The organism is Streptomyces sp. NPDC101237 (genome assembly GCF_044767465.1).
Taxonomy (GTDB): domain Bacteria; phylum Actinomycetota; class Actinomycetes; order Streptomycetales; family Streptomycetaceae; genus Streptomyces; species Streptomyces gramineus.
The window spans coordinates 565193-579009 of record NZ_JBIWNY010000001.1 but is presented as its reverse complement, the minus strand read 5'-3'; the positions used below and the strand labels follow the sequence as shown (position 1 = coordinate 579009).

Annotated in this window: 12 protein-coding genes; 4 read left to right on the top strand and 8 right to left on the bottom strand. The window is 73.1% G+C overall.

Going from position 1 to position 13817, the window contains the following annotated elements:
* The first annotated feature begins 211 nt into the window (after nt 1–211).
* Nucleotides 212–3085 carry a DUF4157 domain-containing protein gene (locus tag ACIRQ9_RS02715; protein ID WP_404166325.1) on the top strand — a complete coding sequence of 958 codons (2874 nt, stop codon included), beginning with the start codon at nt 212–214 and terminating at the stop codon, nt 3083–3085.
* Nucleotides 3086–3136: 51 nt separating this feature from the next.
* On the opposite strand, the gene ACIRQ9_RS02710 is transcribed toward ACIRQ9_RS02715, so the two are convergent.
* Together ACIRQ9_RS02710 and ACIRQ9_RS02705 are read right to left on the bottom strand one after the other, a co-directional pair.
* Nucleotides 3137–3952 (bottom strand): MBL fold metallo-hydrolase, encoded by an 816-nt coding sequence (locus ACIRQ9_RS02710; protein ID WP_404166323.1) that lies wholly within the window; start codon nt 3950–3952, stop codon nt 3137–3139.
* 142 nt (nt 3953–4094) lie between these two features.
* A complete protein-coding gene (locus tag ACIRQ9_RS02705; protein ID WP_404166321.1) occupies nt 4095–5558 on the bottom strand; it encodes an MFS transporter in 1464 nt (487 codons plus the stop codon).
* Nucleotides 5559–5699: 141 nt separating this feature from the next.
* On the opposite strand from ACIRQ9_RS02705, the gene ACIRQ9_RS02700 reads away from it, so the two are divergent.
* The gene (locus ACIRQ9_RS02700; protein WP_404166319.1) at nt 5700–6644 is read left to right on the top strand and encodes a LysR family transcriptional regulator; all 945 of its coding nucleotides are present in this window, start codon (nt 5700–5702) and stop codon (nt 6642–6644) included.
* A 43-nt stretch (nt 6645–6687) separates the two neighbouring features.
* Here the strand turns inward: ACIRQ9_RS02700 and ACIRQ9_RS02695 are convergent, their stop codons facing one another.
* From ACIRQ9_RS02695 to ACIRQ9_RS02685, 3 genes are all read right to left on the bottom strand, one after another.
* A complete protein-coding gene (locus tag ACIRQ9_RS02695; protein WP_404166317.1) occupies nt 6688–7494 on the bottom strand; it encodes a BTAD domain-containing putative transcriptional regulator in 807 nt (268 codons plus the stop codon).
* A 145-nt stretch (nt 7495–7639) separates the two neighbouring features.
* Complete coding sequence (locus tag ACIRQ9_RS02690) at nt 7640–8749, bottom strand: IS701 family transposase (RefSeq protein WP_404166315.1); 1110 nt, start codon at nt 8747–8749, stop codon at nt 7640–7642.
* A 280-nt stretch (nt 8750–9029) separates the two neighbouring features.
* On the bottom strand, nt 9030–9641 hold the full coding sequence (locus ACIRQ9_RS02685) for a TetR family transcriptional regulator (protein WP_404166313.1): 612 nt from the start codon (nt 9639–9641) through the stop codon (nt 9030–9032).
* Nucleotides 9642–9824: 183 nt separating this feature from the next.
* Here ACIRQ9_RS02685 and ACIRQ9_RS02680 point away from each other — a divergent pair, with 183 nt between their 5' ends.
* Nucleotides 9825–10595: an SDR family NAD(P)-dependent oxidoreductase gene (locus ACIRQ9_RS02680; RefSeq protein WP_404166311.1), complete on the top strand. Its 771-nt coding sequence runs from the start codon at nt 9825–9827 to the stop codon at nt 10593–10595.
* A gap of 50 nt (nt 10596–10645) precedes the next feature.
* Here the strand turns inward: ACIRQ9_RS02680 and ACIRQ9_RS02675 are convergent, their stop codons facing one another.
* Together ACIRQ9_RS02675 and ACIRQ9_RS02670 are read right to left on the bottom strand one after the other, a co-directional pair.
* Nucleotides 10646–11368 carry an HAD family hydrolase gene (locus tag ACIRQ9_RS02675; protein ID WP_404166308.1) on the bottom strand — a complete coding sequence of 241 codons (723 nt, stop codon included), beginning with the start codon at nt 11366–11368 and terminating at the stop codon, nt 10646–10648.
* Nucleotides 11365–12051, bottom strand: a complete 687-nt coding sequence (locus ACIRQ9_RS02670; RefSeq protein WP_404166306.1) for a ScbR family autoregulator-binding transcription factor — start codon at nt 12049–12051, stop codon at nt 11365–11367. Before ACIRQ9_RS02670 ends, ACIRQ9_RS02675 begins: the two co-directional genes overlap by 4 nt.
* 116 nt (nt 12052–12167) lie before the next feature.
* Here ACIRQ9_RS02670 and ACIRQ9_RS02665 point away from each other — a divergent pair, with 116 nt between their 5' ends.
* The gene (locus tag ACIRQ9_RS02665; protein ID WP_404166304.1) at nt 12168–13097 is read left to right on the top strand and encodes a ScbA/BarX family gamma-butyrolactone biosynthesis protein; all 930 of its coding nucleotides are present in this window, start codon (nt 12168–12170) and stop codon (nt 13095–13097) included.
* On the opposite strand, the gene ACIRQ9_RS02660 is transcribed toward ACIRQ9_RS02665, so the two are convergent.
* A complete protein-coding gene (locus ACIRQ9_RS02660; protein WP_404166302.1) occupies nt 13057–13797 on the bottom strand; it encodes an HAD family hydrolase in 741 nt (246 codons plus the stop codon). The two genes, ACIRQ9_RS02665 and ACIRQ9_RS02660, sit on opposite strands and share 41 nt — an antisense overlap.
* Between the last annotated feature and the right edge of the window lie 20 nt (nt 13798–13817).

The following is a 13817-nucleotide window of genomic DNA, read 5'->3' as shown; positions in this document are numbered from 1 at the left end:
GGCTGCCGGCCGTGCCGGGCGTCGCGGGCGCGGGAGCCCTTCCGCGCGCGGACCGATCGGACCGCGCCGCCGCCGCGGACGGCACCGTCCGGGGGTCCACGAGGGCAGCGGTCTCTGCCCCGGATCAGGTACGGCGGTCCCTTGCGCCGCCGTGGCACGCGTGCATGGATGAACGGGACATGGTCCCCCAGCCACGCGGAGGAGAACACGGATGCGGTCGCGGTCGGAGCAGTCGGAAGGGGACGCGCTCGGCGCCCGGCAGAAGGCCTCCACCCCGGTCCCGCCCGCACCCCGCCCGCTGACCTCCGCGGAGCTGACCTCGCTCCAGCGGCTGGCGGATCCCGGTGTCGTGGCCCGTGACGCCGGGCCGGAGCGGCACGTCCACGGCTCCGGCTGCGGTCACGACGGCGCCGAGGGCGTGGACCCCGCCGCCCAGAGCGCGCTGCTGGCGTCCGCCCTCTCCTCGCCGAGCCGGCCGCTGTCCGGTGCCCTGCGCGCCGAGGCGGACTCCTTCTACCGGAACGACTTCTCCAGCGCCCGCATCCACGACGACCACGTGGCGCAGCGGGCCACCGAGGCGCTGGGCGCGCAGGCGATGACGGTGGGGGCGCACGTCTTCCTCGGGCCGGGCGTGGCCGGCGACAAGGAGGTCATGGGCCACGAACTGGGCCACGTCGACAAGAACCTGAGGGGCGTCCGGGAGACCGGCGCCGACAACGGCGCCGGTCTCAGCGTGACCGACCCCGGGCAGGACTCCGAACGGACGGCGGCGGCCGACGGCGCGGCCTTCGCGGCGGGTGCCCGCACGGCGCCGTCGGCGGGCGCGGGCGGCCACGGGGCCGCACCGGCCGGGGCGGTCCAGCGGTCGGCCGGCGGGGACGCCCTGGCCCGGATGCGCTCCTTGCAGGGCACGGCGGGCAACCACGCCGTCGCACGGCTGCTCGGTCCGGGTTCGGCTCCCGTACAGCGCATGGGCAAGGACGACAAGAAGAAGACGCCCCGGCAGACGGCGAAGGAGATCGACGAGGCCGTCAAGGAGAAGTGGAAGAAGGCCTACGGCGGCGGACGGCACGGCCAGGGCCCCGACCAGGTCCGGCGCCGGTACGCGCGTTCCATGGAGGACGACGCGACCTCGCAGACCCTGTCCCACCAGGCGTTCCTGGTGTACGACGCCGTCGCGGGGGTGCAGGAGGAGCAGGGCGCCCGGGACGACAGGGAGCGCGAGGTCCAGGGCATGCTGATCAACAACCGGCTGCTCTTCGCCTCGAACTACAACGAGTCGATGGACGCGCTCAAGGAGTTCACGACCGACGGCGGCAGCGACGGCTACGCCGACCTGGTGTCGACGCACCAGAGCACGGCCGGCCGGGAACGGGGGATGGCGGGACCGGACGCGCGGGAGTACTCGGACCGGGTGAACCGGGCCGACCTCAAGACCCAGGCGGTCATGGCGGACCGGCGTGGTGGTGAGGACGACGCCACGGCCGAGGCACTGCGCAAGCGTTACGGCAAGCCCGTGGCGCTGGTGGACGTCAGCAATCCGCAGCTGCACACGCTGCTCACCCACGAGAAGTTCGAGGGCTCGATCTTCCTGCTCACCTTCAAGGAGGAGAAGGGGCTGCTGCACGCCGAGCAGAAGCTGCTGCTGGCGCTGCACCGGTCCGGGATCAATCCCAAGGAGGTCCGGGGCCAGCACGCCATCATGGGCCGCTACCGGGGCTGCCTCTGCTGCACCGCGGCCCTCGAGTACTACCGGCGCAAGAAGGGGTTCGGGAACCTCGACTTCGACCCGAACCCCGGCTTCTACTACTGGGAATCGCTCGAGAACCTGTACCGGCACCAGGCTCACGTCGTCAACGACCCGGATTTCAAGCGCTACATGCTGGAGCTGGCGTCGCAGATGCCGGCCACGCCCGCCCTGTCACGGATGCAGCCGCCCGAGGACGCCTACGAGAACAACGGTCCGGAGAGCGTCGTGAACGCAGGGCTCGCCGCACGCCGCAACTACCGGACCCCGTCCCTCAGCGACATCGAGAGGGACACGGACGAGAACGGGGAGCCGGTCTTCTCCTCCTTCACGCGCAAGCAGGACATCGCCGGCACGGAGGCCGGGGCCGCCCGGGTCGGCCAGGGATCGGACCAGATCAAGTCGAGGCTGCGCGCCGACCGCATCATCACCGACCCCGCCGCCCGGCGGCGCATCCAGGACACCTGGCTCAATGGATCGCCGGAGGCCAAGAAGACCCTCTTCAAGTACTGGGAGGAGACGGCGCGGGCGAGCCGTCCGGAGCTGGCGGAGATCATCAGCGAGGTCGACAGCGAGCGGACCATGGAGGGCATCAAGTCCGCTCTCTACCGGTACGTGAAGGACCGGACCGGCCACGAGGCCCGCGACGGCCGGGAGGCCGGAGCGCCCGTCACCCGCAGGCCGGACAAGGGCAAGTACGCCGAGAAGAAGTCGGATCCGAGCAAGAAGAAGTCGTCCAAGCCCACCCGCAAGTCCATGAACAAGGACTCCTCCGGCTGGGCCAGGATCAAGTCGGTGATGGCGGGCGACGAACACTTCTACTCCGAGTGGCGCCGCAGGGACAAGGGCAAGGAGAAGTCGCACATCGAGCCGCGGACCATGCCCGACGCCCTGGCGCAGACGGTGGCCGGGCTCAGCAACGAGTACACCGTGTCGTCGATGGCACGGATGCTGCACATGGCGGAGCGTTCGCTGACCCGTCTCGTCAACACGGTCGAGGCCGCCAACGTGCCGGACGGCCGGGCGTCCGGGCCGGTGTACGACGACGACGTGCCGATGTCCGGAACGGACGGCGGCGCTCCGCAGAGCGGCTTCTCCAGGACCCTGACCGCACCGAGCGCCGCCCGCACCTACGCGATCGCGGACGTGGGGACGTCCACCGGAACCGCGCAGTACCCCGACTTCGCCGGCTACACCCGGCAGGTCGACCGCATCGGGCAGGTGACCTACGTCGACGACGAGACCGGCGCGGTCAGCATCTGGGACGAGGACGCCCAGCGCCTGGTGGTGATCAGGGAACCGGTCGAGCAGAGCGAGATGGACTGGAGCTACTCCTAGGGCCTGTCTGACCATTCCCGTCCGCCGTGCGGGCGACGCCGCGCACCGGGTTCACAGCGGGTGCCAGGTGGCGTCCGGGCCGTCCGGGAGCACCCGGCCGAAGACCACGTCCGCGAAGCGGATGCCGAAGCCGAGGGTGTCCGGGCGCAGGAGTTCGGCGATCAGCTCGCGGCGGCGCAGTTCCGCTCCGGCGGGGTCGGCCTCGGAGATCGCGGACCACTCGGGGTGCCGTATCTGGAGCGGGGAGACCAGGGCGTCCCCGAAGGCGAGCAGGCGCGTGCCGCGGGAGGCGATGACGTAGCCGGTGTGTCCGGGCAGCGCCATGGCGTGGACGCCGGGGAAGACCTCGTCGCCGGCGAGCACCGGCCGGGACCGGGACTCGAGGGCCGCCGCCGCGGGATCGCGGTGGTCCCACTCGGCCTTGGGGATGACGAAGCCGGCCGAGGTGAACAGCGGCGGGTCGACGCGGGCCCAGCCGACGCGGTCGGGGTGGAGGCAGGTGAAGGCCACCGTCCCGATGTCCGTGGGCGCCCGTCCCAGCAGGGCCAGGTTGCCGGGCAGCGAGCCGCCGTGCACCGCGCCGCGGTCGGGGTGGCCCGGGTCCTCCGGCACCGCGCGCGGGCCGAACCCGGCGTCGATCAGCAGCGCCCGCCCGCCGTGCTCGACGAGCAGGCCGCCGGTGTTGGCGACGAGCCGGCGGGTGTCGTTGAGGTGGGCGCCGTACCGGTCCCAGTGGCGGTCGACGGCCGCGGGCGGCGTGCCGGCCGGCTTCAGCAGCATCGCGCCGTCGGGCACGTAGCTGACCTTCATCTCCCCCACGCGCAGCGTACGCACGGCGGACGGCCTGCGCAGTCGGCTGTCGGTCACGGCTGGTCTCCTCGTGGGCGGCGGTGCCCGGCGCGACGGGGGAACGGGGACGGCCCGGCCGTCCGCCGGGTGACGGCGGGCGGCCGAGCCGGGTACACGGACGGTTCCGGCGGGCAGCGGTACGGGCCCGGCACGGGACGGCCTAGGCAGCGGTCCGCTTGCGCAGCACGAAGCCGACGAGCAGGGCACCGGCGAGAGCGACGGCACCGGCCGTGACCATGCCCGCGTGCAGTCCGCCCAGGATGTCGGCGCGGGACGGAACGGCGCCCGACGCGAGGGCGTTGGTGCGGGCGGCGGCGATCGCGCTCAGGCCCGAGACGCCGATCGCGGCCACGTACTGCGGCAGCTGCGACAGCCCGCCGACGACGCCCTGGTCCTGCTCGGTGACGCCGGTGGTCATCACGGTGATGAACGAGACGACGCTGAAGACGTGGCCGAGCCCCATGACGGACGAGGTGACGAGCAGCGCGGCCAGGTTGACGTGGACCGGCAGGGCGAACATCGCGGCCGTGCCGACACCCTGGATGAGCAGGCCCGCGGCCAGCACCTTGACGCCGCCGAACCGGCCGAGCAGCCGGGCGACGTACATGCCGCCGAGCGTGGCGGCCAGGCCCTCGCCGAGGTAGCTCAGACCGGCCTGGAGCGCGGTGAAGCCCAGCACGTCCTGCATGTACAGGCTCAGCAGCACGGTCGTCCCCGCGCACATGCCGAAGGTGATGACGCCGAACAGTCCCGACCACTTCACGGTCGGCCGGTTCAGCACCGACAGCGGCACCAGCGGCTCCGGGTGGCGCCGCTCGACCAGCAGGAACGCGCCCAGCAGCACCAGGCCGCCGAGGATCGGGCCGAGCGCGGCCGCACGGGTCCAGCCCTGGTCACCGCCGGTGGAGATGCCGTAGACCAGTCCGAACAGGCCGAGGGTGGCCAGGATCGCGCCGGGGATGTCCATCCGGTGGGCGGCGCGGGACTCGTCGATCGCCGGCAGGGCCAGCGCTCCGGCCAGCGCCAGCGCGCCCATCACGCAGAGCGCGACCATGGTCCAGCGCCAGCTGAAGCCGTTGGTGATCACACCGCCGCCGAGCGCGCCGAGCACGAATCCCAGCGACATGACGGCGCCGTTGAGGCCCAGGGCGCGGGCGCGCTTCGGACCCTCCTGGAAGTAGCCGGTCATCAGGGCGATGGCGGACGGGGCGATCATCGCGGCGGCGGTGCCCTGGCCGATGCGGGTGGCGATCAGCACGCCGGGGCTGTTCGCGAGGGCGGCGCCCAGCGAGAACAGGGTGAAGACGCTGACGCCGAGGGTGAACAGCCGCTTGCGGCCGATCAGGTCGGCGACCCGGGCGAACAGGGGCAGCAGGCTCGCCGACGGCAGCAGGCTGGCGGTGGCCACCCACTGCAGGGTCCCGGCCGAGGAGAAGCCGAGGGCGTTGCCGATGTCGGGCAGGGCGACGGTGACGATGGAGAAGTCCAGGCCGCACATGAAGGTGGCGCAGCACAGGGTGATCAGCACCAGCCATTCGCGGGTCCCGAAGACGCCGGCGGCGCCGGGAGGTGCGGTGGCCTCGTGCGTGGTGTCGGCGGGGGGAGAGGATTCGGTGACGGCCATGAGCGGTCCTTCCTTATGATCTCGCTGGCCTGTCCAGCTTCGAATCGGGGGACCTGCGCAACAAGGACGTTCTGTGCAACGATCGATCCGCTGGACTCATCGTTCGAGGTCGCGGAAGTGAGGGGCGCGGGACAACCGGTCATGGAACGCCAGGAGATCGAGATTTTCCTGACTCTCGCGGAAGAGCTGCACTTCGGGCGGACGGCGGAGCGCGTGGGCGTCTCGCAGAGCCGGGTCAGCCAGACCATCGCGCGGGTGGAGCGCCGGGTCGGCGCGAAGCTGTTCGACCGCACGAGCCGTCAGGTCACCCTCACGCCCATCGGGGAGCAGCTCAGGGACGATCTCGCACCCGCGTGGCGGGCGCTGGAGGAGGCCGTCGCCAGGGCGATGGCGGCCGGGCGGGGCATCACCGGCTCGCTGCGGATCGGCTTCTCCGGGGCCTTCACGGGCCATCTGCTGCACAGTGTCGCCGAGGTGTTCGGGCGCCGCTATCCGGACGTGGACGTGCGGATACGGCAGGTGCAGATCTCGGACCCCTACGGTCCGCTGCGCGCCGGGGACGTCGAACTCCAGGTCACCGAACCGCCGGTGGCCGAACCCGATCTGACCCTGGGTCCGGTGCTGGTGTCGCAGCCGAGGGTGCTGCTGATGTCGTCCACGCACCCGTTCGCGCGCCGTGCGTCGGTGAGCGTGGAGGACTTGGCGGAAGCGACCTTGCTGACGGTGGCCGGGAACGTGCCGGCGCACTGGCTGGACCACCATTTCCCGCGGCAGACGCCGTCGGGGCGCCCCATCCCGCACGGGCAGGCCATGACGCACTGGGAGGACGCGCTCTCGCTGGTCCTCGCGGGCAAGGGCGTGACACCGGTCGCGGCGGCCGGCGCGCACTACTACAGCCGTCCGGGCCTGGTCTTCAGGCCGCTCACCGACGCCCCGGGCATCGACTACGCGTTCGTGTGGCCCACCGGCCACGAGACGGCCCGGCTGCGGGCGTTCGTCCAGGTGGCGATGGAGCGGGTGCGCGCGGTGGGCGGGCCCGCGCGGGCCGTGGAGAGTCTGTGGACGGACGGGGCCCCGGGCGCCTGAGGCCGTCGCCGGAGCGGCGCGGCACCGCCGGGGGCGCGGCGGCTCAGTGCAGGGCGCCCGCGCCCGCGGCGGTGAGGTAGCGCTGGTCGGGGCTGTCCTGGAGCATCACGTGGTGCAGGGTGGTGGTGGCGGGCGACGGCGGGATGCCGAGGTCGTCGGTCATACGGCGGTGCAGGGACTGGTAGACCTCCAGCGCCGTGGCCCGGCGTCCCGAGGCGTAGAGCGCCCGCATCAGCCGGGCGTGCAGGTTCTCGTGGTACGGGTGCTCGGCGACCAGGGCGACGGCCTCGCCGACGGCCTCCTGGAAGCGCCGGCTCAGCAGGAGCGCGTCGAGCCGTGCCTCGCAGGCCGCGAGGTGCGCCTCGTTCAGCACTCTGGCCTGCACGGTGAGTCCGCTGCCGTGCCGGACGTTGCCGAAGGGGGCTCCGCGCCACACGGCGAGCGCCTTGCCGAGCACCTCGGCGGCGGCGTACGCCTCGCCCTTGTCCAGCAGGCCGCGGGCCTCCAGGACCAGCCGCTCGAAGTGCGGCCGGTCCCATTCGTCGGGCCCGAGGCGCAGCACGTAGCCGTTGCCGTCGGTGACGAGCCGGTGGTCGGCGATCTCGCGGGCGCTGGTGCCGGTGGCGGCGGCCAGGGCCTTGCGTATCGCCCCGATGTACGTCTGCAGCGCGGTGGTGGCGGTACGCGGCGGCTCGCCGTCCCACACCTCGCTCAGCAGCGCCGGCACGGACACCCGGTGGTTGGCCTTCGCCATGAGCAGGGCGAGCACCTGCCGCTGCTTGGGCGCCCTGGGGGTGATGTCACGCCCCTGCACGCGGATGTCGATCGGTCCGAGGACACGGAACTCCACAGCCCCTCCTCAAGGTTGGGCGTCTCCGCCCGGTGGGCGGGGTACGGGCGAACGGTCGGCGGGAGCCCTGCGCGGTGCGGTGCTCCCGTGGTGCTGTGCGGGGGGAAGGGCCGCCGGCCTGCGGTCGCCGGCCTGCGTACGGCGGTCAGCCGCCGCCCGGGGCCAGGCACACCTCGTGCCCGAGCCTGCGGTGCGCCGAGGCGATGGAGACCAGCGTGGCGTGGCGGTGCCAGCCCGGGTAGGAGCGGCCGGCGAAGTCGTGCAGGCCCAGTTCGGCCTCCGTGACGCCGACCCGGGCGGCCGTGGGGGAGCCGATGACCGCGAGGGCCCGGTCGCACCAGGCCGGTGACAGGTTGGTCAGCCAGACCCGGTCGGGCTGGGCGCGTGCGGTGGTCCAGACGCCGACCAGCAGCACGGACCCGGTGCCGGCCGGCGGCAGCACCCGCAGGGTGCCCAGCCGGGGCCGCCCGGGGCCGGCGGTGGCGGCGGACGGCCGGGCGCGGCGGCGCAGCAGGTCGGCCGCCGGGACGGCGCGGAGGGCCGCGCCGTCCGGGTGGGGGTCGGCCGCCGGGGCGGGGGTCAGCGGAAGGGTGCCGGGGACGGCCACGATCCAGTCCAGGCCGCGCGCCCCGAGGCCCTCCAGCACGGCCACGGCGTCGATGTGGCCGTCGGTGCGCACGACCACGGGCGGCATCCGGGGTGTGGTCCGGGCGAGTTGGTCGGCGAGGGCGAGGCACAGCTCGGCCGCGGTGGCGTGTCCGGTGACCTCGGGGATGCGGGCGCGGTGCCGCAGCGCGGCGTCCTCGGTCCAGCGCCGGGGCAGGTACAGCCGCCAGTCCACGGAGACGTCGCCCAGGTCGCCGGAGAGGAACGCCCCCACCGCGAGCTGGCAGTTGACGGTGCGTCCCAGGGCGGGCACGAAGCGCCGGTGGACGCCGGCGGCCAGCTCGCCCCGCTTCGGGATGACCACGGGGGAGAGCGTCCAGGCGTGTGCGGCGGTGTGCCCGGCGACCCAGCGGGCGAGTTCGGAGCGGACCGGACGCCAGGGCCAGGCGCTGTCGTTGACGAACTGCTGCAGGGACTGGGGTGCCGTCGGGGACGGCGTCACCGAGGCCGCGATGCGGCGCAGCGACTTCTTGCCCTGGGTGGCCAGCAGCCCCTTCAGGTAGACGCCGGCCCATCGCCGTTGGTCGGCCCGCGGCAGGTGGGCGAAGAGCCGCTGGGCCGGCGGGTCGTGCTCGGTGGCCGGATGCATGACGGACTCCTCTCCCCCGGTCCGGCTCAAATATACAGAACATTCTCTATGTTTCCAGGGTCGACCGCGGCCCCGCGGCGGCGAGCGGGACCGCCCGGAGCCGGGGCCGGCGTCGCTGAGCTGGGACGGGGGCGGCGCCCACGGGCGCGCGCCGGGCGCGGAAATTCCCCCGCAGGCGCGGAGGGCGCCCGGAGCGGACGTACGCCATGTGTGCGGAACGGTGCGTTCAGTGAGCAGAACCGGGCGGGAGACGGCTCGTCCGGGGAACGCGCGGAGACCGTCAGCCGTCGCCGGGAGCGGCGGCGGACGCGGAGGCGAGCAGGGTGCCCAGCGCCTTCAGCGCCTGGGCCAGGCCCTCCTCGGGTCCGTCGCCGGTGATGCCGCGCAGCGCCTGCGGGGCGGTGACCGCGGCCTCGACCCCGAGCAGGACGTGGGAGAGCAGCGAGGCCGCCGCCAGCGGGGTCAGTGCGCCGTCGAGGCGTTCCTCGCGCCAGGCCCGCTCCAGCGCCTCGCGCAGACCGGGGACCCAGGTGCCGTACCAGCCGTGGCCGGCGGCGTGGCCCTCACGGGTGAGCCGGGCGGCGGCGCGGATGCAGTGCGTGGTGCGCAGGGCGTCGGCGAGCGTCAGCACCTCGTCGAGCACGCCCCGCAGGCCCGGCACGGGCACGGAGTGGCGCATCACCTCACGGGTGGCCGTGGTGCCGGCCTCCTGGACGGCGTCCGCCAGGCCCGACTTGCTGGGGAAGTGGAAGGTCAGCGCGCCCATGGTGACACCCGCGGATCTGACGATCCGGTGCAGGGAGGTGCCGTCGTAGCCGTGCTCGGCGAATTCGGCGGCGGCCGCCTCGACGATCCGCCGCCTGGTCTGCTCGGCCCTCTCCTGTCGCGCCATCCGCGCGCACCCCTCCTCCCGCCCCCCGTGCGCCGCGGACGGCCCGCGACAGCACCACCATAGGTCAAGAAATTACCAAGAGATCCGGAGAACGAGCAGCTCGGAACGTTCTTGGCAGGTTGGCCGGTAACGGCTGTCCCATCCGGCTGACCGGTTCGCCGGACGCCTGTTTGACTGGGCTTCATGATCGAACAGGCGTGCGTCATGCGGGACCGGGTAGTCATGATCACCGGAGCGTCGTCGGGCATCGGCGCGGCGGCGGCACGGCTCTTCGCCGAGCACGGCGCGGCCGTCGTGCTCACGGCCCGCCGCCGGGAGCAGCTCGCCGCGGTGGCCGAGGAGATCGAGGCCAAGGGCGGCCGGGCGGCCTGCGTCACCGCGGACGTGCGCCACGGCGAGGAGGTCGCACGGGTCGTGGAGACAGCGGTGGACCGCTTCGGCCGTCTGGACGCCGCCTTCAACAACGCCGGCCACGCCACGCTCGGCACCGATCTGCACGAGATGCCGGACAGCGACTACGACGCCGTCATGGACGTCAACGTGCGGGGCGTGTGGAACTGCATGCGCCACCAGATCCGCGCCATGCTCGGCACCGGCGGCGGCGCGATCGTCAACACGGCGAGCGTGGCCGGCCTCATCGCCACCGGCGTGGGCGCGCCCTACGTGGCCGCCAAGCACGCGGTGATCGGTCTCACCAAGGCCGCGGCGGCCTCGTACGGGGACCGGGGCATCCGGGTGAACGCCCTGGCCGTGGGCAGCACGCTCACCGAGATGATGGAGTCGGTGGTCGAGCAGATGCCGGGCGTGGAGCAGGCGTTCTTCGCGCGTGCCGTCCAGAAGAGGTTCGCGGCGCCCGTCGAGGTGGCGCAGGCGGCGCTGTGGCTGTGCAGCGGCGCGTCGTCCTTCGTGACCGGCGCCACCGTCCCGGTGGACGGCGGCACGCTGGCCGTGTGAGGCCTCGCGCCGCCGCCCGGCCGGCCCGGGACCGGGCCGGTCCCGCGTCCCTACACCGCCGTCGGCACCGGTTCGCCTGCGCCCGCCCACGCCGTGCCGGCCGCGGCCTCCCGCGCCACCGTGCGCAGCAGCGCGTCGTCGATCTCGTCCAGTCGGTCCACCAGGTGACGTGCCCCGGCCTGCCGCATCAGCTCGGCCTGGTGGCTGTGCTCGAACCGGCTGGGCCGGCCGATGAACGGCGCCCCGAGCGCCCGCGCCGCCTCGGCGACCCGGGCCACGTCGTCGATGAAGAGCACCTGGCGGCACTCCAGCCCGAAGTGCGCGGCGATCTCCCGCAGTCCGGGGCGGACGTCGTTGGTGCAGAGGTAGTGGGGAGGGGTGAACAGGTCGGCGTACCCGCCGAGATGCTCGTCGAAGTGGGACTTGGCCAGGCCGCCGTAGCAGACCACGTCCAGCCCGGCGGCGCGCAGCCGGCCGAGGAGGGCCCCGGCTCCCTCGGTGACCTCTACGGGGTGGTCGGCGAGGTAGGCGGCGCGCTCCTCGAAGTAGGCGGCCAGCGCCTCCTCGCCGGTCAGCTCCTGCGGCACCGCGGCCGCCATGGCGCGGCCCGCGTCGGCCTGCCGCTGCGAGAAGACGCTGCGCTCGACGTCGGCGGAGTAGACGCCGCCGCGCCGGGTGACGAAGCGGTGGATGAGCGGGCTGAAGGTGTCGTTGAGCAGGACGCCGTCGATGTTGACGGCCGCGAGGCTGAGCGTGCGGAGTCGGTCGGTCATGCTCGGGTTCCCTCCCCTTGATCGGGCGCGCTGACGGACGTCCACAGGGACAGAGCGCGCTCCTCGCTGTTCTCGATCCCGTCGAGAGCCGTCTCGGTGGCGACGCCCGGCAGCAGCAGGCGCCACATGTTCACGGTGCGGCGGGGCAGGTCGGCGCGGCCGGAGACGACCTGCGCGTACTCCTGCATGCCGGTGCAGGCGCCGACGACGAACTCGGCCAGCTCCCCGGTCGGCACGTGCTCCCGCAACTCGCCCTGGGCGCGCGCCGTCCCGAGGCACTCCTCGAAGGTGCGCGCCCAGACCGTGTACGGCGTGGCGTCCCGCAGGCCGATGGCGGCCTGCTCGCCGGTGAGCCGGACGCCGGCCCGCAGCAGCGGGTCGGCCTGCAGCGAGTGCGACCAGATGAGGGTGATGTCCACCAGGCGCTGCAGCCCGGTGGTGGGCACATGGGGCTCGATGGTGCTGCGCTGCGCGTTCATCACCTCGATCGCGAGGCTCTGCTTGTCCTTGAAGTGGAAGTACAGGGCTCCCGCCGTCACGCCCGCGCGCTGCAGGATCTTGTTGATCCCGGCTCCCGCGTAGCCGTACTCGTCGAAGACCTCCGCCGCCGCCTTAAGGAGCTGTTCTCGGGTCTGAATCGCGCGCTCCTGCTTGAGTGCGCGATTCGTGTTCGCTCGTGCCATGGGTGCATCCCGGTCTCGACAAGAAAAAGAACGTCCTCTATGTTACTGGCCATGGCGCTCCCCCGCCACCCGGCGGGAGGCAGCGCACGCCAATGCGGAAAACAGGGGGATTCCACATGAACGAGTCGGTGACGGCCGCCGTTTCGAGACCGGTCCGGGTCACGAAGGGCCTCGTCCACAAGCACGACGCCGGGCAGGTACTGCTCTCGGGCCTCACACGGCTGTCCCAGGACGAGTTCCTGGTCGCGGCCGACTGGACGGACACCGGCGGTCTCCTGACCGACGGGGACCGGACCGAGGACAGCGCCGTCCTGCTCACCGAGACGATCCGGCAGACGTTCCCGCTGCTGTCGCACGCCGGTTACGACGTGCCCTTCGACCACCGGCTGCTCTGGAGCGAGTACCGCTACGCGCTCGACCTCGCGGCACTGCGCGCGGGCGGCATCGGCGGCCGGCCCGATCTGCACATCCGCTGCCACGACGTGGTCCGCCGCCGCGGCCGGGTCTCGGCCCTGTCCCTGGACATCACCGTGCTCCGTGACGGCGGTCAACTGGCCACCGCCCACACCCGGTTCACCATCCAGCCGCCCGCCATCTACGACCGGCTGCGCGGCGACCGGCGCGACGCCCACCGCATGCTGGAGCTGGCCCGCAGCCGCCCGCTGCCGCCGCCGGTCTCCGGCGCCGGCGAGGAGTTCCAGGACGTCGTGCTCTCCCCCACCGACGCGGCGGACCGCTGGCTGCTGCGGATCGACACCCACCACCCGATGTACTTCGACCACCCCAGCGACCACGCCCCGGGCATCCTCCTGCTCGAAGCCGCCAAGCAGGCCGTGCGCACCCTGCGCCACCCGCGGGTCGGTGTCGCCGAGGCGATGGAGACCGTCTTCCACCGCTACGTCGAACTCGACTCCCCCTGCCGGGTGGACGCCCAGCTGCTCCCCGACGACCAGCTCGGCCGCGCCCGCTTCCTGGTGACGATGCACCAGGGGGATCTGCTCTGCTTCACCGCGCTGGTGTCGGTCGCGAAGGAACCGACCGGCTGACGTCCACGGCCCGGCCGACGCCCGGCAGTGTCCCGCCGCCCACCCGGGCGACATGGGCGCCGAGCACCATGTCGTCGCCGACGGCGACGGGACGCTCCACCGAGCGCAGCAGGTCGAGGTCGGAGGCGTGATCGGCATACGCGGCGGCGCGCGACGGGGACACCGCGCGCCGCCGCATCAGCATGCGCGCGAGCCGGCCCTTCTCCACACCGATGACCGGGTGTTCCACCACACCCGTGCAGTACCCGTGGGCGTACCCCGGCTCGCTGCACAGGATCTCGTCGGCGCCCAGCAGCTCCGCGACCGGCTCCAGACACGGCCGGAACGAGCCCGACACCAGCACCGTCAGCGCACCCTGTTCCCGGTGCCTGCGCAGCGCGGACACCACCGGCTGGTGCAGCAGCGTGCCGGTGGCGAGTTCCGCGTCGAACCAGGCACGGCCGTGCGCGAACAGCTCCTCGCGCGGCCGGTCCGCGTACAGCCGGTAGTACTCGCGGTTGGTCACCAGCCGTGAGACGCCCGCCGCCGACCTGCGCCGCAGGGTCTCCGCGGCCTCCTGGTAGGCGGACGGCGGCAGCCCGCGCTCGCGGTAGTGGAACTCCAGGAAGCGGAACATGCTCTTGACGGTGATCAGCGTCTCGTCGACGTCGAAGAAGGCGATCTCGACGGGGGCGTTCGATGCGCCGGGGACAGCGGACATGAGGTACGGCCTTCCATGCG

What these genes read in the sequence shown, in the direction of transcription:
- ACIRQ9_RS02670 (WP_404166306.1), bottom strand. Translation starts at nt 12,051, where the DNA reads ATGGCACGAGCGAACACGAATCGCGCACTCAAGCAGGAGCGCGCGATT.
- ACIRQ9_RS02665 (WP_404166304.1), top strand. Translation starts at nt 12,168, where the DNA reads ATGAACGAGTCGGTGACGGCCGCCGTTTCGAGACCGGTCCGGGTCACG.
- ACIRQ9_RS02660 (WP_404166302.1), bottom strand. Translation starts at nt 13,797, where the DNA reads ATGTCCGCTGTCCCCGGCGCATCGAACGCCCCCGTCGAGATCGCCTTC.
- ACIRQ9_RS02705 (WP_404166321.1), bottom strand. Translation starts at nt 5,558, where the DNA reads ATGGCCGTCACCGAATCCTCTCCCCCCGCCGACACCACGCACGAGGCC.
- ACIRQ9_RS02680 (WP_404166311.1), top strand. Translation starts at nt 9,825, where the DNA reads ATGATCGAACAGGCGTGCGTCATGCGGGACCGGGTAGTCATGATCACC.
- ACIRQ9_RS02675 (WP_404166308.1), bottom strand. Translation starts at nt 11,368, where the DNA reads ATGACCGACCGACTCCGCACGCTCAGCCTCGCGGCCGTCAACATCGAC.
- ACIRQ9_RS02700 (WP_404166319.1), top strand. Translation starts at nt 5,700, where the DNA reads ATGGAACGCCAGGAGATCGAGATTTTCCTGACTCTCGCGGAAGAGCTG.
- ACIRQ9_RS02715 (WP_404166325.1), top strand. Translation starts at nt 212, where the DNA reads ATGCGGTCGCGGTCGGAGCAGTCGGAAGGGGACGCGCTCGGCGCCCGG.
- ACIRQ9_RS02685 (WP_404166313.1), bottom strand. Translation starts at nt 9,641, where the DNA reads ATGGCGCGACAGGAGAGGGCCGAGCAGACCAGGCGGCGGATCGTCGAG.
- ACIRQ9_RS02690 (WP_404166315.1), bottom strand. Translation starts at nt 8,749, where the DNA reads ATGCATCCGGCCACCGAGCACGACCCGCCGGCCCAGCGGCTCTTCGCC.